This window comes from Corynebacterium mustelae (genome assembly GCF_001020985.1).
Lineage (GTDB): Bacteria > Actinomycetota > Actinomycetes > Mycobacteriales > Mycobacteriaceae > Corynebacterium > Corynebacterium mustelae.
This window is the reverse complement of the sequence record NZ_CP011542.1, coordinates 2,215,497-2,241,689: the sequence shown is the minus strand read 5'-3', so window position 1 is coordinate 2,241,689 and position 26,193 is coordinate 2,215,497. Positions and strand designations below refer to the sequence as shown.

The window sequence follows — 26,193 nt, the reverse complement described above, 5'->3', positions numbered from 1 at the left end:
AGGTATGCCAAACATATGCTTTGATTGCCTGGTTCCCGATGTGGAAATCGACCAGCTTGCTGGACGTTTTCGCACTCTAAGCGATATTCTCACTCGCGATGGACGAGTGGCTGGTGCGGACATAAGCGTTAGCGATAACCCTCAAGTCGCCCCCGATATTTCTAAGCAATTACGACAAACTTACCGCGACGAGCACCACGAGCTTTTCGAAAGTATCGAACAGGCACCACGTGATGTAGCCCAGCAACGAATGACTGAACATGGGTTATTTGACCCCGATGCGGCACAGATTCACCGGATTATGATCACGCTTGATTCCGTCAGCGGCTCAGTCAATCAGATTGCGATGCTATATTCCCGATTGCTAACCCCACCAGCGCCAACAAGCGACCCGGCAACGATGCTTTTCGACGAACAATCCCTGGAAATTCCCGCCAGGTACCCGTGGACTGTCATTGTGACACGTTAAGCAGGGCAGCGATCCGGTGCCCAGCATCGATAAACTGAGCCTGCGGGTCGGCGTCGATAAGTTCAAGCACAGTAGCTTGGGCGGGCGGGCTAATGAGCGATTGGCCAGTCACCACGATCACAGGTGTACCGTGGGTGAGTTTTAGGACTTCACCCACCACCTTTCCAGAAAGCGACTGGGAATCGAGCCGTCCCTCACCTGTGATGACACAATCGGCATCAGCAATGTACTCCGCCAAGCCCGTCGCCTCAGCGACAACCGCAGCACCGGGCAATAAATGAACATGGGATGATGTGCCATGCATGAGGGTAGAAAGCCAGGTGATTCCAACCGCCAATGCGCCCGCCGCCCCCATGCCGGGTGTTGTAGGGTCAATCTCACACACTTCACACAAGCGTGAAATGCCAGCATCCAAAGCTGCAATGTCCTCAGACGATGCGCCTTTTTGTGGGCCGAAGGTTGCCGCCGAACCAGTGGGGCCGGTAGCGGGATTAACCACGTCGGCAAGCAAAACCCATTCCATCGCAGCGGCCGGGATATTCAATTGGGCGGTGTCAATCGAATCTAAATCCCGCAACGCCGCGCCACCTGGTTGCAGCGCATAGCCTGTTGCGGACAGCGGGCTTGCCCCTAATGCCGCCAAAATTCCGGTGCCACCGTCTGTGGTTGCGCTACCCCCCAACCCCAATGTTATTCGCGTCGCACCGCGTGTTTGGGCATCAGCGATAAGTACCCCAGTGCCAAACGTGTCAGCAGTCAGTGGGCGCAAATCATCTATCACCTGCGGTAAACCGGAGGCGGCGGCAACATCAATGAAGGCGGTGTGGGTGGCGTCGTCGTAAACATAACTAGCCTCGGTTAGTCGGCCATTGGCATCAGTTGTGGGCAAGGTGATCTGCTCGCCGTGGAAAGCCGCCGCAGTGCCCTCACCGCCATCGGCCATAGCAATTGCGATGATCTCTAGATTGTTGGCACAATCGGTTCCTGAAACTGCCTGGCGAATTCCCGAACCGATAAGATCGGCAGCTTCCTGGGCCGACACAGTGCCTTTAAATGAATCTGGTGCAATTACAATGCGCATAACCGCCACGCCCTTACATGATGTGATCAAAACCTGACATAAAGCTTTTGGCAATAATCTCATGAAAATATCACGATTGCCAGGGCAATCTCAGCAGCTGGGACGGAGCGCGTGTTTTGAATAGTTTGCAAGAATATAACTTTAATGAAATGCGCTTTTTAGTGTTAATCCTAAAAAATTTTCATAACCAGATAGGTATTCTTTTTTCTTGCTGTGTAGAATAACCAACCGTAAATTCGCGCGATAGCGAAACATACAAGCCACATGAGGGAAAGGAACCACATGTCCACTGTTGAAGAAAAGGTTTCTGGCTACTACGACCTCCTACTCCAACGCAATGCTGGTGAACCGGAATTTCACCAAGCCGTAGCGGAAGTAATGGAATCGCTGAAAATTGTGTTAGAAAAAGATCCACACTACGCAGACTATGGACTAATCCAGCGACTCTGCGAACCTGAGCGGCAATTAATCTTCCGCGTCCCGTGGGTCGATGACCAGGGTGTTGTTCAAGTCAACCGTGGCTTCCGAGTCCAATTCAACTCAGCTCTGGGCCCCTACAAGGGCGGGTTGCGGTTCCATCCATCCGTCAACCTCGGCATCATCAAATTCCTTGGTTTTGAGCAGATCTTCAAAAATTCCCTTACCGGCCTTCCCATCGGTGGCGGTAAAGGCGGCTCCGACTTCGACCCCAAAGGTAAATCAGACGCAGAAATCATGCGCTTCTGCCAATCCTTCATGATGGAGCTGCACCGTCACATCGGTGAATACCGTGACGTACCAGCTGGCGATATCGGTGTGGGTGGCCGGGAAATCGGCTACCTTTTCGGTCAATATCGTCGCATGGCAAACCAACACGAATCCGGTGTTCTTACCGGCAAAGGTCTCACCTGGGGTGGTTCGTTGGTTCGCACCGAAGCAACCGGCTACGGTTGTGTGTACTTCACTCAAGAGATGATGAAAGCACATCGCACCACCCTCGAAGGCGCTAAGGTTATCGTTTCCGGTTCCGGCAACGTTGCAATCTATGCCATCGAAAAGGCACAAGAATTGGGCGCAACCGTTATCGGTTTCTCCGACTCCTCTGGTTGGGTCCACACCCCGAACGGCGTTGATGTTGCCAAGCTCAAAGAAATCAAAGAAGTTCGTCGGGAGCGGGTTACCGCATACGTTGATGAAGTCGAAGGCGCTACTTTCCACTCTGAGGGATCCATCTGGGACTTGCCGTGTGATGTGGCGTTGCCATGCGCTACCCAAAATGAGCTAGATGGTGATAACGCTCGTACCCTGGCAGCTAATGGGTGCAAGTTCGTGGCTGAGGGGGCAAATATGCCATCTACCGCCGAAGCTATTGAAGTGTTCCGCGAAACCGGGGTTCACTTTGCGCCAGGCAAAGCTGCAAACGCTGGTGGCGTTGCCACCTCCGCGCTGGAAATGCAACAAAATGCGTCTCGTGATTCGTGGTCCTTTGAGTACACCGATGAACGGTTGCGCGACATTATGAAGAATATCTTCCGTACCTGCGATGAAACTGCGCGGGCTTACGGTCACGAAGGTGATTATGTGGTGGGCGCAAACATCGCGGGCTTTAAAAAAGTCGCTGATGCGATGTTGGCACAGGGTGTGATCTAAGCCTATTTCACCAAATCCTGGCCCATAAGCATTACCCCGCCGGTAGTGTGACCATTGTTACTAACAGTTGGTCCAACCGGCGGGGTTTTGTCGTCGAAAAGCAAAAACTTGCATGATTCCTGCGAGCGTCACCCGATGGCGTGGCGAATCAAAGATTAAGCTAGTTAACCATGTATCGCGTATTTGAATGCCTAGATGAATTAGTTCGCAACGTGGAGCAAGCCTATGGCGTTCCCATGACTTCTAACTGCATGGTTCCCCGCAATGAAATGCTCGCGCTTCTCGACGACCTGCGAAATGCACTGCCTGTCGAAGTCGACGATGCCCAAGACGTATTAGATAAGCAAGACCAGATCTTAGGCGATGCCCAGGACCAAGCACATCAGCTTGTTGAGGACGCCAATTCTGAGGCTCATTCCTTGGTTAATCGGGCGCGTGAAGAATCTGACGCCATGCTCAATGACGCGGAAAATCGCGCACACGCCACCGTGGCGAAGGCACAGGACGAAGCTAATCGCATAGTTGACACAGCCAGGCGCGACGCAGAGGACACCATTAACCGGGCTCAGAACGAAGCCCAACGAATGATCGACTCCGGCAACGAACAGTATCAGCGCAGTATCGACGAAGGTTTAGCCGAACAGCATCGTTTGGTTAGCGAAGCCGAGGTTGTGCGCCGAGCAAACGAAGAAGCGCACCGTATTGTTGATGCAGCTCACGCTGATTCTAACCGCCTGCGCAGCGAATGTGATCAGTTTGTCGATGCGAAGCTATCCGAATTCGAAGAATCACTATCTGCGACGTTACGCGCCGTCGCCCGTGATCGAAGTGCGTTACGAAAAGGCGCTGGTGTGGGCGGCGCCCACACAAACTATCGGGAACGGGCCGATCGAAGTGACCGAAGCGATTCTGCTGAACGAGAATACGGGCGCGGCAATACCGGATATAGCGGAGACTACTCGGATTAATAACGCCTCAACGGGCCATCGTGGTCACAGTCGCTGGACATGTTATCTGTTCAGCGACTGTGATTCTTTACATACGGATTATGCCGTTGTGGGTGAGCATGTGCGCAATCCAACCGCCAACGCCAGCGAGTACTGCAACTGCGAGTGAAATCACGGCAGTAATGATGGCGTGGAAGCTTTTTTGACTGTTGAGCTGGTCAGTTAATCGCTCGATTTCTTTGTCTTTGGCTTCAAGCCCTGCCATGTCAGTCATCGCCTTGATCCGCTCCACCTCTGCCTGCGCTTCGGCTTTCTCTGCTTTAAGTTTCCGGATCTGTTCCTGGTAATCGGCCTCGTTGCTTTGTCTGCGCTCGATGTCTGCTTCGGCTTCGGCTAGTTTCTTTGTAGCCAGGTCGGCCTTTTCTTGCGCTGCTTTGAGCGCGGTTTCATGGTTGCGTAGAATCCCGGCAAGCTCGCTCGGGCTGGGCATATCTGCACCAAACACTTCGAGTTTATTGCGGATCGTCGCGTCGTGGGCGACGAGCTCGTCATAGGACGGTTGATCCCGTGGTACCGGTGCATCAGTGGGAAACGGGACAACCTGACGGTTAAGATCCTCCCGGTGAATAACAGTGGTAACCGCGCTTCGGTTGTGGGAATTACGAATGCGGTTAATACCTAGGGTTTGGCCGACATAGCCTTTTCCTGGCACCCAGTTAGGGCCACCGGAATCGCCCCGATCCGAACGTAAATCGATGGCATAAATGAGGTGTTCGCTAACTCGCAGGACAACACCGCAGTTAACCGCGCGGGTGGTAGCGCCAAACCGGCAAATTTCCTCCCCGACTTCTGGAATATAAGGCCGATCACCGGAATAAGAATTTTTACCAGCAAAATCTGGACTGTGGAGGTCGATATAACTGGTAGCGTAGTTTCGCTTCTCGACGTTTTTCCTCATCTGTGGCTGATAACGACTCATCTTTGATGGAATACCGGTGTTTGAACTGGCCGATATACTCCCCGAATTGGTTAAATGCGTTTGCTTGGTCGTCCGCACAATGCCCAGCTGTCCAAATGCGGGAATTGGCGCTATCGATGTATCCTGCAGTACAGCCACTGCGTCCTTGTCCATCTGCTAGCGAAATCCGGTCGCCCTGGTTCACCGGGGTACCAGCCGCTGCACTGGGAACGGATAGGTGCAAGGCCGTGACGGCTGTGATTATGAGGGCGCATCGGCCGAAAGATTTTTTCATCAATGTGCTTTTCGCTCATGGCGATAGGAAACCGCCGAAACCAATAAGACAGCTAGGATATTAGAGTAGCCTTACCAAAACGAAAAATTTTTTAAGGTCACTATGCGCTTATGGGGGTGGTTTGGTGGAGCGGGAGAAACTTCGGATGCGGTGTTAGTTGATGTGAGGTGACGATTCCACGGTTTGTGCAATCTCTGGGTGCGTTGGCGCCGATATTATATGGGTAGCAAATTCTCTTTATATTGGTGGCGATTGTGAAGCGCTTACTGCATCGCCCCCGAAATTGGTTATTTAAATTTACCCTGATCGCAATAAAAACTAAGGTAAACCTACTTTAAATCAAAGGTATCTATTTGTTTTATTTTAAAAATCGATTGAAGGTGAGCCTTACCTGGGTTTAAGCTACTGGCGAAAAACAACATGGAAGGAACAATATGTCTTCACATACCTGGCGAACTACTGCGTTAGCACTGGGAACGTCCTTGTCTTTGGCCCTGGGCATGGTTCAGCCGCTAGCTTTTGCGCAAACTCCACCCGCAGCCGATGCACAACAAGCAACAAAAATCCGACTGCGAGTTGATGGTACTACCATCGCCGCAGAATGGGATGCGATAGAAGGTACAGATCACTACACGGCCGAACTGATTTCTGTGGCAAACGGTGCGGTGGTTGGAGAGTCCTTGCACACCGTCCACAACCAATCATTTTTTACCGTTGCGGTGCCAGGCAGTTACTACGTGCAGGTAACGGCATGGCAATCGGCGACCCAGCATAGCGAGCCGGTGCGGTCTGCCCAGGTCGAGATAACTGGTGAGATAACAGTGCCTGCGGCACCCGATGCTCCTGTTTTTGAACTGCTTGGCGGTGGGGTTGCACGGGTTCAGTGGCAGCGTAATTCCAACGGTGGCAGTGACATTACTGGATCTGAAGTGATCCTGCGGCCACACGGTGGCGGGGCAGATATAACAAAACTGGTGGAAGGGGAAACCAGTACGGCGGAAATCTCTGGCCTTGTCCAAGGTCAAGCCTACACTGCAATTGTGCGCAATCGAAATAGTCAAGGTTTCTCACCAGAATCTCAACCATCTGACCCGATAGCTGTCACCCCTGATCCTGCCGGTCCACGACTGACAGTCACTCCAACCAAAGTTGATGCGACAAAAACAACTGAGTTCACGGTAGCTGGTGTCGGCTACACTGGCGGCGCAGTGACAGACGGGGTATTCATCGTCGTCTGGGATAGCCGAAAGTGGACACCAGGCCAACGCCCCTCCGCCCAAGACTTTGCTTTTAGCAGGTCTTTTGTGGTCGCTCCTTCTGAAATTAACGACGGACATTTTTCCAAGAAGATCACGATTGATGCCAATTCCTTCGATCAATCCACCGGTGCCGACTACCTCATCGGAACGATTGCTGGTGGTTCGGCAATCGGAACCGATCGCAGGGTTGACAAAGCAGTGCCGCTGGAATTACAGGCTCAACCTGTGGCGAATGTCAAGGCAGCAATCGCTAACACCGATAACGTCGTGGTTTCATGGGATCCACCACAGGGGAATACGAAGGTTTCTGAGTACCGGATTAAACTTTTCCAGGTGCAACCGTCAGGCGAATTAAACTACCTCACCCAACTGTCAAAGGGTCCTAATATCCGCACAGTGGAATTCGGCAACCAGCGTCCAGGCCAATACGTTGCAACCGTTGAGGCAAATATCTCTGAGGATTTCTTGGTACAAAACTTCTCCACCCCAGTCCGCAGCAATGTGGTGGAAATCAAGGCACCTGAAATTACCAAGCCACAGCCACCTACGAGTGTCACGCTGCGTGCCACCGGAGTACCTGGGCAGGTTGAGGCGTTTTGGATTGACCCAACTGATACCGGTGGCGGTCGGCTAACGGGTTACCGTGCAACCCTTAACGGTGGCGCCCAACCAGTGATTAAGGAATTCGGTGCGAGCGAGACCAGTGTTGTGTTTGGTGATCTTAAAGCTGGGGTCGCCTACACCGTTACGATAGAAGCCCGCAATGCTGCAGGCTATTCCGCACCCTCTGCTCCAAGCGCAAGCGTCACTCTCGACGCAGGTGCAACTGCTGAAGACGAAAATGCAGAAATTTCCCTGGCGGATACCCGCATTGATGCATCCAACAATTCCAGCATTGAAGTAACTGGACACGGCTATACCGGCATCTCGGAAGTTGATTTGTTTGTCGTCGAAGCTGAAACCGCAGCTCCTCGGTTTGCTGCAACCAAGGTTGCGGTGACTGACGGAAATTTCCGGCACAAGTTACTGATTCCAGCGCGCACTCTTGATCCACGCAAAAAATACACCGTCATGACATCACATGGCGGTAAATACGAAGCTCGGGCGCTACTGAAGTTCAAAGACCCGGCTGCTGCTCAACCGCGGCTAACCGTGGATAACAATAAGGTCGATTCCACTAAAGACGCTGTTGTTAAAGTTTCCGGTTCCGGCTATGTCGGTGATGGTGCGGCACAGGGTGTTTATGTGGTGGTGTATGACACCTCCACGTGGAAGCCTGGCCAAAAGCCTACCGCTCGAAACGCCGTGGCTGAATGGGTGCGTTCGCAGGCAATAGTTGATGGCCGATTCACCGTTGATCTGCGGATTCCAGCAGGAATCCTCGATCCGAAGAAAAAGTGGGCGATTGGAACCTTTGCAGCACATGCATTGTCACAAACCGACCGGTCGCTTGACAGCAGTTTGCCATTGGAGGTTGCCGGATCAGTAGCCCCATCCGCCACCGCGACCACCACGCCTACTACAGCAACAACGACCCCAACCACCAGTGCAACAACCCCGTCAAGCACCACACCGACCTCGTCCGCTCCCGCTCCCGCACCAGGTCCGAAGGAACCATCTGATACTGGTTCGGTGTCTAAGGAGAAGAAGCCATGGGTGATTGTTGGTAGCGTTCTCGGAGTTTTGGCCGCGATAGCTGCTGCACTGGGTGCGGTTATGACCATGTTCCCGCAGTTCTTGAATGGACTACGGTTACGGTAAACAAGACACCGGCTCCCACTAAGAACCAAAACTCTAATGAAACCACTGCTATAGCACCATAACTAACTTTTTGTGGTGCGGCAGTGGTTTTTATGCAAGGGATTCGGTTCTATCCATACCATGACAACCCAAAACTTGGCCTATGCGATAGTGGTGCTGAAGTTTTCGGGCTAATTTCATAACCTGCGGCATAAGCAGGTAGCTGGTGTAGCATGTACGGGCTACTCGACCTTTTCGTGACGTGGTGGTTGGTTTCGTGGCTTAGGTAATGAAAAGGTCGAGTTGTTCGGCCATGAACCCTAAAACCACAGCATGCGATGGGCTCAGGTGAACGGAATCAACGAACTAAATGAAAGAATAAGCGTACAAAAGGCCACGTTTGCGCCTTCGATACCCCAGACGTTGCGTTACGCATAGCGCCTTAGTCGCAGTGTCTTAAATCAGACAGGCAAGCTTGCAATATTTCCGCTGGCTATGTGTCCGCTCTGCAGACTGATGGATTGATCATTGTCTTTGGCCGGGCAGGTAGTATGCTTGAATCTCGATGAATACCACAAAGAAATCTCCCTTTGTTTTTTATGTCGCCGACGTTATACGCAATGGCATTACCGACTATCGCACCCAAACCGGACTAAGCCCAACCCGTATCGGGCCGGCGATGATCGCAATCCCCGAAGGTGGGGAAGTTACCGTTTCTGCCACCTTAAATCCGCTTGGAGAAGCGGTCATGGTCGATGCGGATATTTCGGCTAAGCTGCAAGGGGAATGCGTGCGCTGTTTGGCACCATTGACGCCGCAAAGTGATCTTCATGTCACCCAGGTCTTTGCGCTGACTGAAGATTTTATCCAAGGCGACGAGGCTGAGGATGAAGACGATGAACTTCCGTTGGTGGAAAAAGACCACATTGACTTGCTGCAAACCGTGTTAGATGAGGCAGGAATGACGTTGCCGTTCAACCCGGTGTGTCCGGATGGTTGCACGAACGAAGATACCCCAGCGCCGGATGGGGAATCGGAGAAAGCACAGGAGGAAAAGGTTGATCCCCGTTGGGCTGGTTTGGAGAAATTCCTGTGAGTAAGAAAAAGAACCGGCTTACCGGAACCGAAGCGCTCGACCAGGTGTTCTCCAGCACCGATCACACACCGTTGATTGCAGCATTGGGGATAGATATCCCGGAGGATCTTCTCAAACTCGCGCTCACGCACCGCTCTTTTGCCAATGAGAATGGCACGTTGCCGAACAACGAACGATTGGAGTTTTTAGGCGACGCCGTTTTGGGATTGTCGGTGGCAGGGCAGCTTTATGCGCAATACCCAACCCGGGCGGAAAGCGACATTTCCAAGATGCGGGCGAGTATTGTTTCCCGTTACGGCTTGGCTGATATTGCCCGTGAGATCAACTTAGGCGAACATATTTTGCTGGGCAAGGGGGAGTTGATTACCGATGGCCGTAATAAGGATTCGATCCTTGCGGATACCACTGAGGCGCTGTTAGGTGCGGTTTATTTGGCGCACGGTTTTGAACCCGCTCGTGCCGTGGTGTTGCGGCTGTTTAAAAACAAGATAGATACTGCTTCGGCAACGGGGCTGCATCAGGATTGGAAGACCGCCCTCCAGGAACGCCTTGCGGAATATAAATTACCCATGCCGGTCTATGAAGCCACCTCGGTTGGCCCGGAGCACGAGCAATTATTTACCGCCACGGTTTCCGTGTGCGACAAAGTCATCGGCGTTGGGGAAGGAACTAATAAGAAGCTGGCGGAACAAGCTGGCGCCCACCAGGGATTGCAAAAGCTCAACGATCCGAAGACAAGGGCCGAACTGATCGCATGCCAGAACTCCCAGAAGTAGAAGTCGTCCGCCGGGGCTTAGAGCCACACTTGGTGGGAAAAAGCTTCCGCGATATTGATGTGCGACACCCGCGCGCGATTCGGGGTATCGACGGCGGCGCGGGCCAACTCATCGCCGCTTTAGCGGGGCAGACTGTGCAGCAGGTTCGGCGGCGGGGTAAATTTTTATGGCTAGAACTGGGAAATTCCACCCCGGATCAGCCGTGTTTGGTGGTACATCTGGGCATGAGCGGCCAGATGCTGATCAAAGACAGCGACGTGCAGCCAACAACACATGCGCGCATTTGCACCACGCTTGACGACGGCACCCAGCTGTGGTTCGTCGACCAGCGCACCTTCGGTTACTGGTTGCCGACGACGCTTGTCGACGTCGGAACGGGTGTCATTCCTAGCACGATCACCCACATTGCGCGGGACTTACTAGACCCGGAACTCGATATGGACAAGCTAAGCAGGCGGATTTCAGCGAAGAATTCTGAGATTAAAAAGCTGCTGCTCAATCAGGAGATCGTCGCCGGTATCGGCAATATTTACGCCGACGAAATGCTCTGGGCAGCGCAAATCCATCCGCGTACACCCGGATCGAACCTTTCTAAGAAGAAAATAACGCACCTTTTGCAAGCCGGCCAAACCGTCATGCGGGCCGCGTTGGAACAAGGCGGCACCAGCTTCGACGAGCTTTATGTCAACGTCAATGGCGAGTCGGGATATTTCGATGTGCGCCTTAACGCCTACGGTCAACATAACAAGCCGTGTGATCGCTGCGGAACGGAAATAATCAAAGAGAAATTCACGAACCGATCGAGTCATTTCTGCCCCCAGTGCCAACGGCTTTAACAATGACTACGGTGACGAGTGAGACTAAACAACGAGGAAGACACAACCACCCGGGTTTGATATTTAGTCACCGATAAATAAATTGCGTCCTATTGATTCTTCGACTGTGGCAAATAATGTTCGGATGCGGAACGAGACTGCATTATGGTTGGGCATATTCCCGAACCAAGAACTCCAATTCTAGGTAACCTGCCATAAGCTGTGGATCATCGTCGTAATGATCTACGGCGTCAAGCAGCAGAATGAGGACATCGACGCAGTGGTCGGAGTCGTGGCTGGCTAGGAAGTTGCTGTAGTGGTTGAGCGCGGCTAGGAAAAAGAACGGCTCCGGTTCCATATTGCCCGGATCACGATCGCCCTCATCAATGCTTTCTAACCATGTTGCAATCTCATCGCTGGTGGCGGTGGGAAAGTCAGCGGCTACCGCCCGCAGGCTGACGTGAGCTTCTTTCGTTAATGGATAGTCCTTGTCACCGATCAGGGCAGCTAATGCTGATAGCGCAGCACGTGCAGTGGACTTTAAATCCGAGACGTCAGCCGCATCAGCCCAGGCGATAACCGCTTGTTCAGCATGGTGGTAGGTCATGAAATCATAAAACCAATAAGGACGTTCGTTAGCACATGAATGATCACCCCGGGCAGAATCGACCCGGATGTGTACCGCAGCCATCCTAGCACCCAACCAATTGCGAATTGAAGCGGCAGGAGGGGCCAAAATCGCAGGTCGACGCTTAAAAGTAGAAGATGGGGGAGGAAGAACAATACCGATTGGATGAGGTTGGCAATAGGGAAGCTGAAACGTCGAAAAGCAACGCCTGCGATCAACCCGCGGAAGAAAAGTTCCTCCCCAGCGGCCAACAACACGACTGCGATTCCGGCGGCAATGCTGGTGATCCGGCCGAACGTGGTGCCGCTGCTATTAAGCAGTTCTGTGGGCAGTAGCTTCAGGGCACCGACGCTTAGGGCGAAAAAGACAACGAAGATGAGCGCCGCATAGCCGTAACCTCGCTTGGTGCCCGGCTGCAACCCAAGAGTGGCGCACACGTCGCGGGCGGTTTTCTGCGGTTTCCGTGCTTGCACCAGGAAATAAATTATGACCGGCACACACCATAAAGCTACCATCGGCACGATTCTCACCTAGATTCACGCTACGTCTTTTGCCCTCAATTCTAGCGAAGAAAAATATTCACACGGGCTAGATGTGTTACAGATCCTCATAACGCGGACCATCCCCCTGCCTGCACCGATCCCACGCATTCTGGAACAAAACGTGCAGCGGCACGAGCGGCGGGCAACCGGGAACAATAGGTCGGGTTTTATCACTTTTCCACAGCGGATACAGCGAGGCTTTCCACGCTTCCATGGCTGGGCCAGTGGGGCTTTTCCCAAGCCACCCGCCGGGGAGGAAAACTCTGCGGCCAACGGTTGCCCGTTTGGCTGTTACCACCAGCTGCCGTCGGCTAAGCTCCGCCTCGGCGGCTTCCAGTTGTTTCTTCGTCCAGCCGTTCCATCTTTTAACTTCTGTGTCGGTCGGGTGGGAAAGCGCGAGTACCTGTAAATAATACTGGGCAGCGGCGGGGGAGAGCTGCAATTCGGCTTCGACATCCCGTACCACGCTGGGTGCAGAAACCAGGGGATTTTCCGCGAACCCGTCAACGGAGGTACCAGTGCGCAGATGCACCACTAAGTCTCTAAGGTATCCTTCGGACACCAACCTGGGTGAAAGCATCTCTGCCTCGATACCGCGCCGAATCAGCTGGTCATAGGGCGCTCCCAACGCAATGGTCGAGGAACCCGTGGTGTAGTCTGCGAAACTTTCGATCCGATCTGCGAGCACCGTGGCGCATTCGCTTCCGGCGGGAACTAGGTGGGCAATATGGACATAAAACTGAAAAAGCTCGCCTTGGTGAATGCCGCCATTACGCTCAAATACGTAATCACGACGAAACGCAGCTTCCGGCGTCCACTGGAGAACCTGTCGTACGATCGGAATGGCAAACATGTCGTCGGTGACGTGCAGCCATGGCAGCCCCCACATCTGCTGCCATAACTGCACCATGCGGGTGGTATCAGGGCCGTTATCTGGGTATTTATCCCGCCACCCAGCCGCCAAGAGTTTGTGGAACGTGTTCCACAGTGACCGATTCGCATCCCATAAGTGGCTCAATTCGGTGGCGGTTACGCTAAGTAAATCTTGGTCGGCCTTATCCCACTTCACGTGGTAACCAGCAACCGATGCTGGTGAAATTCCGCTCAGCGCCAGCCGCCACAACCCCGGATTAATAGCTGTCTCCGCTGCCAACCGATGGACAGTGGGTTCGAACCAAGCGGGTTCGCCAGAACTGTCCAGTTGCCTAATACGGTCGATGGCGGCGAGAAATCCATCTCGGGCAATGAAACCATCGACAGGATCGGTTTCCTGCGTAGCTGGTGTAATCCGAACATAGCCAAAGTCGTAGCGTAAAACGGCGCGGTGGTTATCCCACACATTGCTGGTTGGGCGGCCGTCCGCGGTTGATTTGGAATAGTATTCGCCGACCCAACAGCCTAGTAACCCAATCCGGGCAAGCCAGGAAAAGAAATCGCACAGCTCGGCGCGGGTCTTGGAATCCACATGGGGGCTGACCAATCTGCCGAGAATCGCGGTTTCTTCCTCAAACATAAACCGGATGATTTCCCGCCCCATCCTCCGATCCAACCTGCCGGATTCTTGTGGATTGCTCAGAACCTTGGCCAGACCTGCGGCGTGTTGACAAGCCTTATCCCACGGAGTATCCATATCAATCGCGCGGAATAGAAAACGTAAGGCCAACCGCGATTTTTCGCTGACTGCTGGGAAGTCCCCACCTGTTACGTCTTTGCCTGTTGATGCTTCACTAGGGGCCGATTGCGCCGAGTTATTCCCCTTCACCGGTTGTCCGTGATGTTCAGCGCGTCTGTCCTGTAACCAGGCAGAAATGCGTGACTGGTCGTCGGCGGTGAATTTCTTCGTCTTAGGAGCAATCGGGTAGCCCAATCCGGATAGACTCTTAGAAAGAAGTTCAGTGTGTCCAGAGACAGAAAGCAATGCCGCAAGATCCCGGGTGCCGGTTTCAAGCCACAACGCGAACGAGATCGCTTTCGGTTGACGCTTGGTAGGGCGCGGCTGCCACCGCACTTCCACCGCGAGCAAAGCATCGAAATAGTCCGGATTAATTCCCCACACCGGGGTGGTGATGCGTTGCCCGGCAAGTGCCGGGCCGTGGGTGTTTATCAGGCTAAAGATGTCCGGAATGGGTGTGCTTAATATGTCTGGTCTGTGTCTGGCAGTAGTAAAAATCATCTGTAACCAGTCCCGACACGCCTGGTCGTCGGAAAGCAACTGCTGCCAGATTTCGCTGCGGCGCAGAACGGAAACGTAGTCCGGAAATTCCAACCAATGGGGGATTTCCTGGACAAATATGTCGCTAACTCGGTGCGGAATCGTGGGGGCTTCTATTAAACCTCGTGCTACCTGCCGGGTGACGGGATCAGGAGAGTGCGCTAAACCGTCGGTGGCGGCGAGCGACAACGCTATTTCTCGGTTAGCCTTAGCTTTCGGTAATCCAGCTGCTTCTGCTAACAGTTGCAGCTGGCGCAGTGACTGCTGTCTAATGGCCGTGCCCGCCTGGGCTTGGGTAGAGATCAACGCTAACGCATAGTTGTAGGCAATCGATGCTGGGTGACGGTGTGCTGCGTTTTTGATTTCGTCGATGAGGATATCGTGGGAAATGACCCCATAATGCGCAAATTCCCTCAATACCTGCTCGTGTCGTTCCGGGTGAATGTCGAGACTGTGGGTGCGTTCAATGGTGCGGGCTTTGGTGAAAAACGATGCCGCGGCTTTGGCATTACCGCCGGCGACGAAGAACCTGGCGACGTCCTCAAGAAACGACGGAAGAAAATGCGGCGCGGAACTATCTAGGTAAGAAATGACATCACCGATGCGAGTTTTAACCCGAGCAGTCAACTGGGGTGCTTGCCGACGCAACCACAACAGGTGGTGCGCAACCGCCACCGCATGATGGGCGTTTCGTGGATCGATATGGATCGCCCATGCGGGAAACCCCGTGGTGGTTGTCGCGGTAAAACCCACCGCCGTTTCTGGGTGGGCAGCGGTTAACCCCAACGCGCCGAGCATTTCCGCCTCTGCTTCCACCAATGGCTGGGGGATAATGCGCACGACCGGATCTGCGAAATGCGGTGAGCTAAAAAGCACGGTTATCGCCGGAACCAAATGCGGTTTGGGGTGATGATAAAGCGCATGGGTGATCATGTGCTCAAACCTTTCGATGCTACTGATTAGGGACTATACGCAGGTCGTTTACAGCGGTGGGAATTTATCTGCGAATGGTTCCCCTGTGGGGTCGAAGGTAGCGCAGCAGCTTAAGAAAAACAGCGGAACGGTTTCATCTTCACCAAGAAAAACTAATCGCTCAAACAAAGTATGAAAGCCACAATCAAAGTTTTTTAGCAATAGGTGGATTTTCCACAGGATTTCCGCGCCGGTGAGATAACCGTCATCGGCTGTGATCTCGGCGATGAAGGTGGATTCTCTAAGCGATGGGTTTGCTTCGCCCAGGAGGAACCGACCACCTGCTACCTCCCACACGTTCAGCTGGGATGCGTCTGCGTTAACGGATAACAGGGCGGGGGAGGGCAAGGTGTCGGTCGGCAACCATGCCCGAAACTGCAACCTGAGGCGGGGAAGCGTCGAAAAGCGGGGTGGCAGATCGAAACACGGCGGTGATTGATGGCATTCGGCGTGCCCCTGGGAAATCTCGGCGACGAAACTGCCCTGATCGGTGATGAGATCGTTGGTGGCGGTTTCGGCGAAATCCACCACGATGGTGCTAAGCAGTGAATCGGAAGGTAGTTTGTCTAAACAGTCATCCAACAGTGTGCGCTGGTCGTCGAAATTAATATCTGGTGGATTTGTGCTGAGCTCCAAGATATGTAAAAACGCCTGCATTGCTGGGGATAGTGGCCTACCAAGGGTCGATTGCGCCATGTCGATTTCGATTAGGAGCGAGTATATTTCGCGGGAATAGTCGGATGGATCGTGCGGAGTTTCCGTTAATGTTTCGATCAATCGGTGTGCTACGGCAGCGGCATTAGGCTCAAGTTCCTCATCAATCAGTGCAGCGAGCGCTACGGAACGTTTGATCGTTTGAACATATCGCGCAAGATGTGAGGGCATATCTATGCAGTGTATCTCTCTGGCCGACAATACATAAGGGTAAATATGTTATATCTCACCTGCTGTATTTCTTTTCAGTGATCAAAACAGTTCAGGAATTAAGGTGTGACCTGTATCATCACTGGCATGGAAAAACTTGAGGAGTTCGTGACTAAAACAGTTAACGACAATATTTGGACAGTAATCCCATATCTGCTCATCGCTGCGGGACTATATTTCGGAATTACCACCTTGGTGGTGCAAATCCGGATGATTCCAGAAATGTTTCGATCCGTCATCGACCGTGGCGGCGAAGTAAAAAGCGATGCGGAGGGGATCTCCTCATTTAAAGCCTTCACAATTTCAGCGGCATCTCGGGTAGGAACAGGCAACGTTGCAGGCGTTGCCGTCGCTATCACCCTCGGCGGGCCCGGCGCGGTGTTCTGGATGTGGATGATCGCGCTGCTGGGTGGCGCCACCAGTTTCGTGGAAGCAACGCTTGCGCAGTTGTGGAAAACAAAAGAAGGCGATGGCACATATCGAGGTGGTCCAGCCTACTACCTCACCCGCGGGTTGAACGCCAAGTGGCTTGCCTATGTATTCGCTGTTGCGATCACCATCACCTTTGGTTTTGTCTATAACGCCATTCAGTCCAATTCCATCGCGGAATCTGTGGCCACATCCGTCGGTTTTGATTCGCCGACCTTTAAATTTGTTATCGGTGTGGGGCTGGCGGTAATGACTGGCATCATTATTTTTGGTGGTGTTCACCGTATTGCTAACTTCACCCAGGTTGTTGTTCCAGTTATGGCCGTGCTGTACCTGATTGTCGGCATTGTGGTTGTGGCGATGAATATCACTGAGGTGCCGGGAATGTTCAAAGAAATCGTTTACCACGCATTCGGCCTGAAAGAGATCGCTGGTGCCACCGTCGGTGCGGCTTTTATGAACGGTATGCGCCGGGGGTTGTTCTCCAACGAAGCAGGCCAAGGTTCTGCGCCGAACGCCGCTGCTACCGCAACCGTTTCCCACCCGGTTAAACAAGGCCTGGTTCAAACCCTCGGCGTGTATTTCGATACCCTCCTGGTGTGCTCGCTCACCGCATTCATCATCCTGCTTGGCGATCCCGCCGTCGGCGAAGGAGTGTCCGGCGCATCGTTGACCCAGGAAGCACTAGCTGGGCAGGTTGGCGAGTGGGGCATTCACTTCGTCACAATCATTTTGTTCTTCCTCGCCTTTAGTTCGATCATTGGTAATTATTATCTCGCCCAGGCTAACCTGGAGTTTTTCACCCAATCTAAAGCCGTGATGACTGGCTTCCGTGCCTTTGTCATGCTGTGGGTTCTAGGCGGTGCGATAGGTTCGGTTCCGTTAGTGTGGGCATTGGGCGACACCTTTGCCGCAATCATGGTGGTCATTAACTTGATCGCCATCGTGCCGCTGGGTGGAGTAGCGGTGAAACTGCTGAAAAACTACAACGAACAGAAACGCAAAGGACTGGATCCGATCTTCCACCGGGATATGCTGCCCGAACTGAAGAATGTCGAGTGCTGGGATGGCTCCGATGCGGTGTGCCGTCGGGGCGGCAAGATCGTCACCGAAGTATAAGACCAAGTTAAAGGGAAACAAATCATGGCTGACATTAGACTCACGGCGTGGGTACACGGCTTTGTTCAAGGCGTTGGATTTCGCTGGTGGGTCTATGGTCAGGCGAAAGAACTTAAGCTATCGGGTTCCGCCACTAACCTTATCGACGGCCGGGTCTGTGTTGTTGTAGAAGGCGCACAAGAAGATTGCGAACAATTGCTGCACCGGCTTGAGATCCCCGACGCAGTGCGCACCTACCGCCGCCCCGGATCAGTAGAACGGGTCATACACCAATGGAACCCGGCGCGTGGAATAACCGGCTTCGAGGTACGCTAGCTTCCCCAGATATTGCGGTGGTTGTACCAGCCTAGCCGTGGTGCTCCACCGAAACACCCGTAGCCTTTGCTACAATCCCACGGGTGTATTTGAAGTCGCTGACGCTTAAAGGATTTAAGTCCTTTGCCTCCGCGACGACCCTAAAATTCGAGCCCGGCATCTGCGCCGTTGTTGGCCCCAACGGCTCCGGAAAATCCAACGTTGTCGACGCACTAGCCTGGGTCATGGGGGAACAAGGTGCAAAAACGCTGCGCGGCGGGAAAATGGAAGATGTCATTTTCGCAGGCGCCGGTGACCGCAAACCACTTGGCCGGGCGGAAGTAACACTCACCATCGACAACTCCGACGGTGCGCTCGACATCGCCTACAGCGAAGTCTCCGTCACTAGGCGCATGTTCCGCGACGGTGCCAGTGAATACGAAATCAATGGCACCAAAGCCCGGCTCATGGACATCCAAGAACTTTTAAGCGACTCCGGCATCGGGCGAGAAATGCACGTGATCGTCGGACAAGGACGGCTGGCGCAAATCCTCGAATCCCGGCCGGAAGACCGACGGGCGTTCATCGAAGAAGCGGCAGGTGTGTTAAAACACCGCCGTAGAAAAGAAAAAGCGCAACGCAAATTGGTGAGCATGCAAGCGAACCTGGATCGGCTCAGCGACCTCACCGCAGAATTACGGCGCCAGTTGAAACCACTCGCCCGGCAGGCAGAGGCAGCGCGCCGGGCGGCAACCGTGCAGGCAGATGTGCGGGATGCGCGGTTGAAACTGGCTGGCCACCGATTGGTGGAACTGCAGGAAGCATTGGGCAGTGCCGAGTCGCAGGCGCGTATGCTGTTAGAGCAGGTTGAGGATGTCACTGCCCAATTGGAAACCGCAACCGAGTCGCAGGTGGCGATCGAGGATGAGCTTGAGTTGGTGGTGCCCCAGGCGGAGCATGCGCAACAGATTTGGTTTGAACTTTCGTCGTTGGTGGAGCGGATTTCCGCGACGATTCGGATCGCTGCGGATCGGAAGAATAGTTTCCAGGAGACTGCCTACACTGGACCGGATCCGGATGAGTTAGTGGCTAAAGCGCAGCGTGCCGATGCCGAGTATGAGGAATTGGCGGCGCAAGCTGCGATTGCAGCGGAGCGGCTGGAAAGCATTCAAGAGCAGGTCTACCAGCGCGAGGCCATTGCACAGGAAGCAGACCGGGAGCATTTGGCACAGGTCCGGGCGATTGCGGATCGCAGGGAAGGTGTGGTTCGGCTGTTGGCGCAGGAGGAATCTGTTCAGGCGCAGCTTAAGGCGGCGAGGGACGAGGTTGCCCGCCACGATGAGTTGCTGGAATCGACGCTGGAACGTACCCATGTAGCGCAGCAGGAGGTACGCGAATGCGTTGACCGGATTAATGCGTTAGTTTTGGAACTTGAGCCGCTTCGGGACGAACATATCCGTAGCGTTGCGGAGGCGGAAGCGGCGGAGAACCGATTGGATCAATTGCGTGATGAACAACGCGCATTGGAGCGAAACGTGTCGGGGTTGCAGTCGCGGATTGACACGCTGAGCCAACAGGTGGGGCAGGAGACCGTTCCGATTTCTGAGGTGCTTGATGGGGCCGACTGTACTTCCATTGCGCACTATGTAAAGCCGAAACCGGGTGCTCCGGCGGGCGTCGACAAGGCGTTGTCCGCTGCGCTGGGCAGCTGTGCGGAAGCGGTCACTGGTTCGCGCTCGCTTTTCGACGTCCTTAAGGCAGCCACCGCTATTCCGCGTACGGCGGTGGTTATCACCGACCCCGCTACCGGTGTGTCCGATTGGCACATTGATGCCACCCTACCCGGCGCAGCACAGTGGCTTTTGGAGCACGTCTGCGTCGATAAGGCCGTGAGGTCGGCGGTGTATCGGATGCTGGCCGATGTTGTTTTCTGCTCCACGCTTGACCACGCCTTGGCCGTGGTCACCGCCGATGAACGGCTGCGGGCGGTCACCCCGGCCGGGGAGATCGTGGGGCATAACTGGGCGGAACTAGGCCAAGGAAGCCGTTCGCCGGTGGAGCTTGCCGCCGAGATCGATGCAGACACGGCGAAATTAGCCGAAATCCAAGGCCAATTGACCGGTTTGTCGGCAACCCTCGAAGGCGCGAAACAAACAGCAGCTGAAAGCCGGGTAGCGGCAGCCGGTGCCACCAGTGCATTACGGGAGCAGGAAGCAGTGTTAGAACAGCTGCGGAAAGACCAGTCGCGGCTGGAAGCCCAGTATTACGCCAATAAAAAAGAACATGAACGCACCGCTCAGCAGGCGGTGCAGGCGGAGCTGCGGGTAGCCGAGCTTTCCGAGTCCTTAACTCAGGTCACGGACAGATTGGCACGGGTGGAATCAGACACCACTGATGAAGAACCTTCCACCCAGGCCCGTGATGAGGCGGCGGCGGCTTTGGCGCAGGTTAAAGCAATGGAGATGGAAGCACGTCTTGAGGTTCGAACCACGGAGGAGCGGGCGGAGGCTATCCGAGATAAGGGCGATAATCTGCGTCGACAAGCAGAACACGAGCGAGCCGCCAAAGCCCGGCACGAGCAGGCCAACAAGCGGCGACGCCACCAAGCCGAGGTTGCCAAGGTGGTGGAAACGTGTGCGCGAGACCTCTATGCCCGAACCCTTGATGCCACCGAGCGGGCAACCGCCAATCGTGATGAACTTCACCACCAACGGACTGGTTTGCAGACAAAACTTTCAACCGCCAAGGATTCAGTTAATGCGCTGCGCACCCAACTTAACCGGTTGACCGATACTGCGCACAACTCAGAGATAGCGCGCAGCCAGGCGCAAGTCCGGTTGGAGGAAGCGCAGGCCAAATTAGTAGAGCAATTAGGGGTTCCGGTTGCCGACATCATCCGCGACTACAGTCCCGGCCCGGATTTCGATCTGGCGGAAGAAACCGCGCGGTTGCGGCAGGCAGAAAAGGACCTATCGGCGCTCGGCAAGGTGAATCCGCTGGCGCTGGAGGAATTCAAAGCGTTGGAAGAGCGCTACGAGTTTTTGGCGACCCAATTGGCCGATGTGGAGCAGGCGCGGAAAGACCTAACCGACGTGATTGAAGAGGTTGACGCGAAGATCTTACAGCTTTTCACCGATGCCTGGCATGACGTGGCGGCGGAATTCCCGCAGGTCTTTAGCACGCTGTTTCCGGGCGGCGAGGGGCGCTTGGTGCTTACCGAGCCGGAAAGTATGCTCACCACCGGAATCGAGGTGGAAGCGCGACCGCCGGGGAAGAAAGTGAAGCGATTATCACTGCTATCCGGTGGTGAGAAATCGCTCACAGCTTTGGCTATGTTAGTGGCGATCTTTAGGGCCCGGCCGAGTCCGTTCTACGTGATGGACGAAGTGGAAGCCGCGCTTGACGATGTCAATCTGCGGCGGCTGATTGCGCTGTTTGAGCAGCTCCGTAAAGATTCCCAGTTGATTGTTATCACCCACCAAAAACCAACAATGGATGTGGCAAATGTGCTGTATGGGGTGACTATGCGTGGGGACGGAGTGACCCGGGTGATTTCACAGCGAATGACCCCATCATCTTAAGTTGACTCTTAGTAGAAACAAATAATACATTCGGTGCCTACTGCCTTGTTTTTCGGCTTATAGTGGGCTGGTAGAAGGATTTCTTAGACAACGAAAGGGCACGCTACATTCATGAGCGAGTTGGAACACCCCATCAAAGACTTAACCGATTCCTTGTTAGGGTGGGCCACCCAAAGTGAACTGGAGTTGTCGCAAAAACTCAGCCACGACACAATTTCCATTGTTGCCAGCGTGGATTTGTCCAGCGATGAGCTAGAAAAAATTGAGAAACTTTATGGGATTTTCTTATCTCGGCAGCTAAAAGCCGGTGGAGACCTATCCGCCCTTGTGGGGTTGAGCCCTGCAACCTTCATCACCACTATGGTAGGTAGGGCCACCAAAATGGTAGACCCGGAAACCTTCACCGCTGAGTATCTTGGTGGACTCCAGCTAGCTGCCGAATATATCCCCCAGATTGATTCTCTTCTGGAAGCAAAACTAGGGGAGTACTTAAGCGTAATGGGGTTGGCCGATTTCGGGTCAAGCCAGGGCGTCGATCCAGTTACCAGCCTGTGTTGGCATGCTGGCATCATTAATACCGAAGTGCCCAAGCTCCTTGAGGTTCTGGATAATACGCTAGGCGCAGTCGAAACTGAGGAATTTGACGCGGATACGTTTGCGCTACCGACGTATTTTGCTGGGTTCTACGCAGCTTCACCAATAGCGAAACACTACCTCGATGCGGTTATAGCCTTACGGAATTTCACTATTAGTCACCCACACAGTTGGTTCGATCGTGGCCGGGGACATATTGAGCCGAAACTTCCCACAGCCCTTAATGAAGCAGTGGTCGCGGAATTACGGGAACGCCCGGTCGGAACTGAGGATCGGGAATCCGCAGTTGGTGTGGCCAACCGTGAGATGCGTCCGCGGCTTATCCTCGACTCCACCCGCAAAAAAGTGTGTCTGCGCTTGCCTGAACAGCGGGTTCCCGCCCGTGGGGAAATCACGTGGCGGGTGAGCTTGGAAGGTTCAACCACCGTATATCGCACCGGCCGCGCTTGGGGGGATGTTACCGGGTTTTCCGAGCCCTTAGATATCACCCTGCCTAAAGCGGTGCGGGAAGTCACCGTGGAGGACTTGGCCAACGGTATTACCTGGAACGTTCCGGTGGTCAACACGCAAGACCCATTGTTGCTTTTTAACAAACGTGGCGGTTCGGTTACCGATAAAAAGTCACTACACCATAAGCGACTTCGCGCCCTTGTTCCAGCAGAAACCCGACTCGTGGATGTGGTGCATGGAAACGACATCACGCCGGAGTCGTCGTTTAGCATCGATGGTTGGGACGGGTGGGTGTGTCACAATCTTTCGCTTACCGATATTGACTCGCTGATCGCCTTGGAGCCTGGCGCCCAACCGGATCTGAACCTATTGCGGGTGGTTGACCCCCGCCAGCGCGTGATGTTTAGAACCCCCGATGACGCCACCCCGCACGTAACCACAACCGGCGGTCTGAAGGTTCATTCCCAGTCGCTGTTGGCGGAATTCCCGCCGACCCCGTCGGGCCGCACCGAAATGTGGCACCTGTCCATTTCCTCATTCGCCGGGGTGGGCACCGCGGGCGAAGAGATCACGCAACCGGAGCCGCTGGAAGTGCCCGCCGAGGGCGGTATCTTCGAAGTATTCGACCCGGAGCTTTACGACGCCCCCTGGGTGGGTGAATACCTTGTGCGGATGCGGGGGCCGCGCAATGAATCGTTCCGGCACGAATTTGCCATCGTTGAAGGGATGCGTACCGTAACTACCTACGCTGGGCTGTGCGGTTCCTTCCGTATCCCGGCAAGTGGCGGGCTTAGCGAATCCACACTCATCGTCAAACCCAGCGATAAACCTTTTGCCGTCGAGCCAACCCACGCCGTTGTTAAATCCAATGAGCCTGGTGCAGATTTTGTCGTATCCACCGACGAAGGCGACTTACTGCCACTTCGGTTCAATCCACCACGGCTTAATTTTGAATTTCCGCTTCTTACCGAACCCGCCATGTGGCGAGCCAGCCGAATGACCATACACCCACGCATGGTTGATATAGACGGTGTGGTGCGGGTACGCGGCGCGGGCGTTTTAGGGGATCCAAAAATCTCCGTACGCAATCACCACGGTCAGCCGGTGAAAACCACTAAACTCACCACCCTTGACGGCGGCTTGACCTACATCGCCCCGATGAAGAACATCGTCTCGACCACAACCATCCTCCCCAAGGGCCGGGTGGATTTGGAATGGACCGATCCCGCCACGGATAAACGAATCTCCGTTGCTTTAGCCGACGTGGAAACCACCGAACCGGCGACCATTACACTTGAGGGGAAGCAGATCGTCGTCAAGCATGAGCACCCGGAGAGCGCAACCAATCTTGGCGTGTGGGTCTGGCCGGAAACCGCACCGTGGCAACCCGCTGACACTTTCGCCATCACAGACAACTCGGTGACGTTGCCCGACGAATATGTCAATGCAGGCAACCTCATCGTGCAATTGCATACCCGTGACCCATTCACCGTACTGCGCACCCCGGTGGCACCGGGCCCGGAAGCAACAGTTGTTGAGCAGCCAGGGTTCTTCGGCACCAACGATGGTGGGCTGGGTTCTTTGTCTGCCTTCATGTCTGGTGAATCGGATGAGGTTCCCACAGGTGATGCTGTCATGCCGGTGTTGTGGGACATGTTGGCTTCCGGCGGGCAACGCCAAGAAGCAATAAACGCGGTACGCACCGTCTTTAACGCAAACCCCAATGCAGCGCTGCGCGGATTGTCCCAATCACTCGTTGACTCACACCAACAGCCAGGCCGATTCATCGAAACCGGTTTGGTGCGGTGCCGGTTTAGCACACCTGATGAAACCGACGAGAACCAGGAAGCCAATTACCACCTTGCCGCCTGGATCGGCAGCCTGGAACTGCTCGGTGAGCTCAGCGACCTCTACGGCACCGAAGGCTACGCCAAAGAGGATAAGGCACAGGTCAAAGAGCTTCTGGGGCAGATTTCAGCGCTGGCTGGGACGAACCTGATCGACACACTCAAAACCGCCCGCGACACCACCTTGGATACCGCATGCATTGATAAATCCACCGTCATGGTCGCTGGCATGGACCCAGCCCAGCAACGGTTCTTGCTCAATCAGGTATTCGGTGAGCACATCGTCCCTGGTGCCGTCATGGATGATTCCACCCGGCTGCTCGCGGTCTTTGAATCGTTCAATTCCCGCGACAAGCTGCGGGAATTGCTCAGCTCCGAAACACTAATTTCCTCCGCCGTCACTTTGCTGCGGACGCTGCGCAGCTCCAATAAGGCACTGTATGCCCTTGCCCGGATTCGCTTCGACAAGCTCGATGGGGTGGACACCGACTCGAAGGAAAACATTTGGTCATTAGCGCCAGTTGTTTCTCTCGTCTTAGCACTCGCATCACGGATGTCCGCGCATGGGCTTATCACTTCGAATAAAACCCTCGATGCCGCCACCCCTGCCTGGGCGAGACTAGCCGACATTGTTCCAGACCTGGTTACTTCCGACATCGTTGCCGCCGACGCAATCGTGCTGGCACTGACGAAGCCCGGTATTGCCTAGCTAAGAACTGCACTCCATTTTTCGTAGTGGTCCACAATCTGTTGGTAACCGCTACGAAGTGCTGGTTCGGCGGAAGCGATAAACTGTGCTGGGTCTGCTTCGATGGTGGGGCCGAAAATAAACCGTAAACCGCGCGGCGAAATGAACGGTAAGGAGTTTTCGTCTTGATATATAAGGGCGCACAGCGCGGCAATGCTTTCCTCGGTGGCAATCAGCTGGGCGAATCCTGGTTCGTAGAAGTCGTCGATATTAATCAGGCTCGTGAAAAAATAGCGTAATGCGCGGGGAGTAAAACCGTAGCGGCGAATATAGGCGAGTACGAAATCCTTGTTGTTTGTTTGCGGGGCTTTCAGCCCGTCGCCGTCTAACAAACATAAGTAATCGATGATGAGACCTTCGCAATCGAAATCAGCCATACCTAGTGCGTAGACGGCGAATCCGCCAGGCATCGTCCGATCCGAACCGGTGAGATTGGTATAAAGACAGTGCTCAGCGATGGCGCATTCGGCGTATTTTTTAAGCACTGGTAACAGATTCGGGTAGGCAGCTGCACTGGCACATAATTGGTTGATACCCGCCTTAGGCAGGTGAGGGATAGCTAGAAACCTCAATGTGGGACCTGAGTACTCCACCGCGTAGCTGTCGGGGAAATTAGCGGAACACAAAACGTGGATAATCCACTCGAAGGCAGTGCGGTACGCCGATTCAGATTCGTTTGTTACACGCACGGTGATCAGCGCCTTATCAACCTCGGCTGTCACCGTGACAGAATCAGAACAAAAATCTACGGTTGCGGGAATTTTATACTGTTTATCGGACATGGTGGT

19 protein-coding genes are annotated in these 26,193 nt (G+C 54.2%); 11 read left to right on the top strand and 8 right to left on the bottom strand.

Features of this window, described 5'->3' with window-relative positions; genetic code table 11:
* The first annotated feature begins 4 nt into the window (after nt 1-4).
* Nucleotides 5-469 (top strand): hypothetical protein, encoded by a 465-nt coding sequence (locus tag CMUST_RS10055; protein ID WP_047262409.1) that lies wholly within the window; start codon nt 5-7, stop codon nt 467-469.
* Here CMUST_RS10055 and CMUST_RS10050 read toward each other — a convergent pair.
* Complete coding sequence (locus tag CMUST_RS10050) at nt 453-1,550, bottom strand: glycerate kinase (RefSeq protein ID WP_047262408.1); 1,098 nt, start codon at nt 1,548-1,550, stop codon at nt 453-455. The two genes, CMUST_RS10055 and CMUST_RS10050, sit on opposite strands and share 17 nt — an antisense overlap.
* Nucleotides 1,551-1,832: 282 nt before the next feature.
* Between CMUST_RS10050 and gdhA the strand changes: the two genes are divergently transcribed.
* Together gdhA and CMUST_RS10040 are read left to right on the top strand one after the other, a co-directional pair.
* A complete protein-coding gene (gene gdhA, locus CMUST_RS10045; protein WP_047262407.1) occupies nt 1,833-3,179 on the top strand; it encodes an NADP-specific glutamate dehydrogenase in 1,347 nt (448 codons plus the stop codon).
* A 170-nt stretch (nt 3,180-3,349) separates the two neighbouring features.
* Entirely contained in the window at nt 3,350-4,147 is a 798-nt protein-coding gene (locus tag CMUST_RS10040; protein WP_047262406.1) for a DivIVA domain-containing protein, read from the top strand.
* Between the two features lie 67 nt (nt 4,148-4,214).
* On the opposite strand, the gene CMUST_RS16025 is transcribed toward CMUST_RS10040, so the two are convergent.
* Together CMUST_RS16025 and CMUST_RS16585 are read right to left on the bottom strand one after the other, a co-directional pair.
* Nucleotides 4,215-5,084, bottom strand: a complete 870-nt coding sequence (locus CMUST_RS16025; protein WP_144414183.1) for a hypothetical protein — start codon at nt 5,082-5,084, stop codon at nt 4,215-4,217.
* Complete coding sequence (locus tag CMUST_RS16585) at nt 5,011-5,379, bottom strand: hypothetical protein (RefSeq protein ID WP_144414182.1); 369 nt, start codon at nt 5,377-5,379, stop codon at nt 5,011-5,013. Before CMUST_RS16585 ends, CMUST_RS16025 begins: the two co-directional genes overlap by 74 nt.
* 434 nt (nt 5,380-5,813) lie before the next feature.
* Here CMUST_RS16585 and CMUST_RS10030 point away from each other — a divergent pair, with 434 nt between their 5' ends.
* The 4 genes from CMUST_RS10030 (at nt 5,814) to mutM (ending at nt 11,086) form a co-directional block, all read left to right on the top strand.
* Complete coding sequence (locus CMUST_RS10030) at nt 5,814-8,399, top strand: fibronectin type III domain-containing protein (protein ID WP_047262405.1); 2,586 nt, start codon at nt 5,814-5,816, stop codon at nt 8,397-8,399.
* Nucleotides 8,400-8,943: 544 nt separating this feature from the next.
* Complete coding sequence (locus tag CMUST_RS10025; protein WP_047262404.1) at nt 8,944-9,474, top strand: YceD family protein; 531 nt, start codon at nt 8,944-8,946, stop codon at nt 9,472-9,474.
* The gene (gene rnc, locus CMUST_RS10020; RefSeq protein ID WP_047262403.1) at nt 9,471-10,250 is read left to right on the top strand and encodes a ribonuclease III; all 780 of its coding nucleotides are present in this window, start codon (nt 9,471-9,473) and stop codon (nt 10,248-10,250) included. The genes CMUST_RS10025 and rnc overlap by 4 nt, the downstream gene beginning before the upstream one ends.
* The gene (gene mutM, locus CMUST_RS10015) at nt 10,229-11,086 is read left to right on the top strand and encodes a bifunctional DNA-formamidopyrimidine glycosylase/DNA-(apurinic or apyrimidinic site) lyase (protein WP_047262402.1); all 858 of its coding nucleotides are present in this window, start codon (nt 10,229-10,231) and stop codon (nt 11,084-11,086) included. Before rnc ends, mutM begins: the two co-directional genes overlap by 22 nt.
* Before the next feature lie 142 nt (nt 11,087-11,228).
* Here the strand turns inward: mutM and CMUST_RS10010 are convergent, their stop codons facing one another.
* The 4 genes from CMUST_RS10010 to CMUST_RS09995 form a co-directional block, all read right to left on the bottom strand.
* Complete coding sequence (locus CMUST_RS10010) at nt 11,229-11,672, bottom strand: hypothetical protein (RefSeq protein WP_047262401.1); 444 nt, start codon at nt 11,670-11,672, stop codon at nt 11,229-11,231.
* Entirely contained in the window at nt 11,669-12,190 is a 522-nt protein-coding gene (locus tag CMUST_RS10005; protein ID WP_158408222.1) for a CPBP family intramembrane glutamic endopeptidase, read from the bottom strand. The genes CMUST_RS10010 and CMUST_RS10005 overlap by 4 nt, the downstream gene beginning before the upstream one ends.
* Before the next feature lie 100 nt (nt 12,191-12,290).
* Nucleotides 12,291-15,380 carry a hypothetical protein gene (locus CMUST_RS10000; protein ID WP_047262399.1) on the bottom strand — a complete coding sequence of 1,030 codons (3,090 nt, stop codon included), beginning with the start codon at nt 15,378-15,380 and terminating at the stop codon, nt 12,291-12,293.
* Between the two features lie 48 nt (nt 15,381-15,428).
* Complete coding sequence (locus CMUST_RS09995) at nt 15,429-16,304, bottom strand: hypothetical protein (RefSeq protein ID WP_047262398.1); 876 nt, start codon at nt 16,302-16,304, stop codon at nt 15,429-15,431.
* A gap of 126 nt (nt 16,305-16,430) precedes the next feature.
* Between CMUST_RS09995 and CMUST_RS09990 the strand changes: the two genes are divergently transcribed.
* The 4 genes from CMUST_RS09990 (at nt 16,431) to CMUST_RS09975 (ending at nt 25,366) form a co-directional block, all read left to right on the top strand.
* The gene (locus tag CMUST_RS09990; RefSeq protein ID WP_047263553.1) at nt 16,431-17,891 is read left to right on the top strand and encodes an alanine/glycine:cation symporter family protein; all 1,461 of its coding nucleotides are present in this window, start codon (nt 16,431-16,433) and stop codon (nt 17,889-17,891) included.
* A gap of 24 nt (nt 17,892-17,915) precedes the next feature.
* Nucleotides 17,916-18,206: an acylphosphatase gene (locus CMUST_RS09985; RefSeq protein WP_047262397.1), complete on the top strand. Its 291-nt coding sequence runs from the start codon at nt 17,916-17,918 to the stop codon at nt 18,204-18,206.
* 83 nt (nt 18,207-18,289) lie between these two features.
* Nucleotides 18,290-21,766, top strand: coding sequence for a chromosome segregation protein SMC (gene smc, locus CMUST_RS09980; RefSeq protein WP_047262396.1), 3,477 nt, complete (start codon nt 18,290-18,292; stop codon nt 21,764-21,766).
* 111 nt (nt 21,767-21,877) lie between these two features.
* Nucleotides 21,878-25,366: a hypothetical protein gene (locus CMUST_RS09975; RefSeq protein WP_047262395.1), complete on the top strand. Its 3,489-nt coding sequence runs from the start codon at nt 21,878-21,880 to the stop codon at nt 25,364-25,366.
* Here the strand turns inward: CMUST_RS09975 and CMUST_RS09970 are convergent.
* The gene (locus CMUST_RS09970) at nt 25,363-26,187 is read right to left on the bottom strand and encodes a DUF6138 family protein (protein ID WP_047262394.1); all 825 of its coding nucleotides are present in this window, start codon (nt 26,185-26,187) and stop codon (nt 25,363-25,365) included. The genes CMUST_RS09975 and CMUST_RS09970 overlap by 4 nt on opposite strands.
* Nucleotides 26,188-26,193 lie beyond the last annotated feature (6 nt).

Coding starts and splice junctions, on each gene's coding strand:
- CMUST_RS16025 (WP_144414183.1), bottom strand. CDS start 5,084: ATGAGGAAAAACGTCGAGAAGCGAAACTACGCTACCAGTTATATCGAC.
- CMUST_RS10055 (WP_047262409.1), top strand. CDS start 5: ATGCCAAACATATGCTTTGATTGCCTGGTTCCCGATGTGGAAATCGAC.
- gdhA (WP_047262407.1), top strand. CDS start 1,833: ATGTCCACTGTTGAAGAAAAGGTTTCTGGCTACTACGACCTCCTACTC.
- CMUST_RS10025 (WP_047262404.1), top strand. CDS start 8,944: ATGAATACCACAAAGAAATCTCCCTTTGTTTTTTATGTCGCCGACGTT.
- CMUST_RS10040 (WP_047262406.1), top strand. CDS start 3,350: ATGTATCGCGTATTTGAATGCCTAGATGAATTAGTTCGCAACGTGGAG.
- CMUST_RS10010 (WP_047262401.1), bottom strand. CDS start 11,672: ATGACCTACCACCATGCTGAACAAGCGGTTATCGCCTGGGCTGATGCG.
- CMUST_RS09985 (WP_047262397.1), top strand. CDS start 17,916: ATGGCTGACATTAGACTCACGGCGTGGGTACACGGCTTTGTTCAAGGC.
- CMUST_RS10030 (WP_047262405.1), top strand. CDS start 5,814: ATGTCTTCACATACCTGGCGAACTACTGCGTTAGCACTGGGAACGTCC.
- CMUST_RS09975 (WP_047262395.1), top strand. CDS start 21,878: ATGAGCGAGTTGGAACACCCCATCAAAGACTTAACCGATTCCTTGTTA.
- CMUST_RS10000 (WP_047262399.1), bottom strand. CDS start 15,380: ATGATCACCCATGCGCTTTATCATCACCCCAAACCGCATTTGGTTCCG.
- mutM (WP_047262402.1), top strand. CDS start 10,229: ATGCCAGAACTCCCAGAAGTAGAAGTCGTCCGCCGGGGCTTAGAGCCA.
- CMUST_RS16585 (WP_144414182.1), bottom strand. CDS start 5,379: ATGAAAAAATCTTTCGGCCGATGCGCCCTCATAATCACAGCCGTCACG.
- CMUST_RS09995 (WP_047262398.1), bottom strand. CDS start 16,304: ATGCCCTCACATCTTGCGCGATATGTTCAAACGATCAAACGTTCCGTA.
- CMUST_RS09970 (WP_047262394.1), bottom strand. CDS start 26,187: ATGTCCGATAAACAGTATAAAATTCCCGCAACCGTAGATTTTTGTTCT.
- CMUST_RS10050 (WP_047262408.1), bottom strand. CDS start 1,550: ATGCGCATTGTAATTGCACCAGATTCATTTAAAGGCACTGTGTCGGCC.
- CMUST_RS09990 (WP_047263553.1), top strand. CDS start 16,431: ATGGAAAAACTTGAGGAGTTCGTGACTAAAACAGTTAACGACAATATT.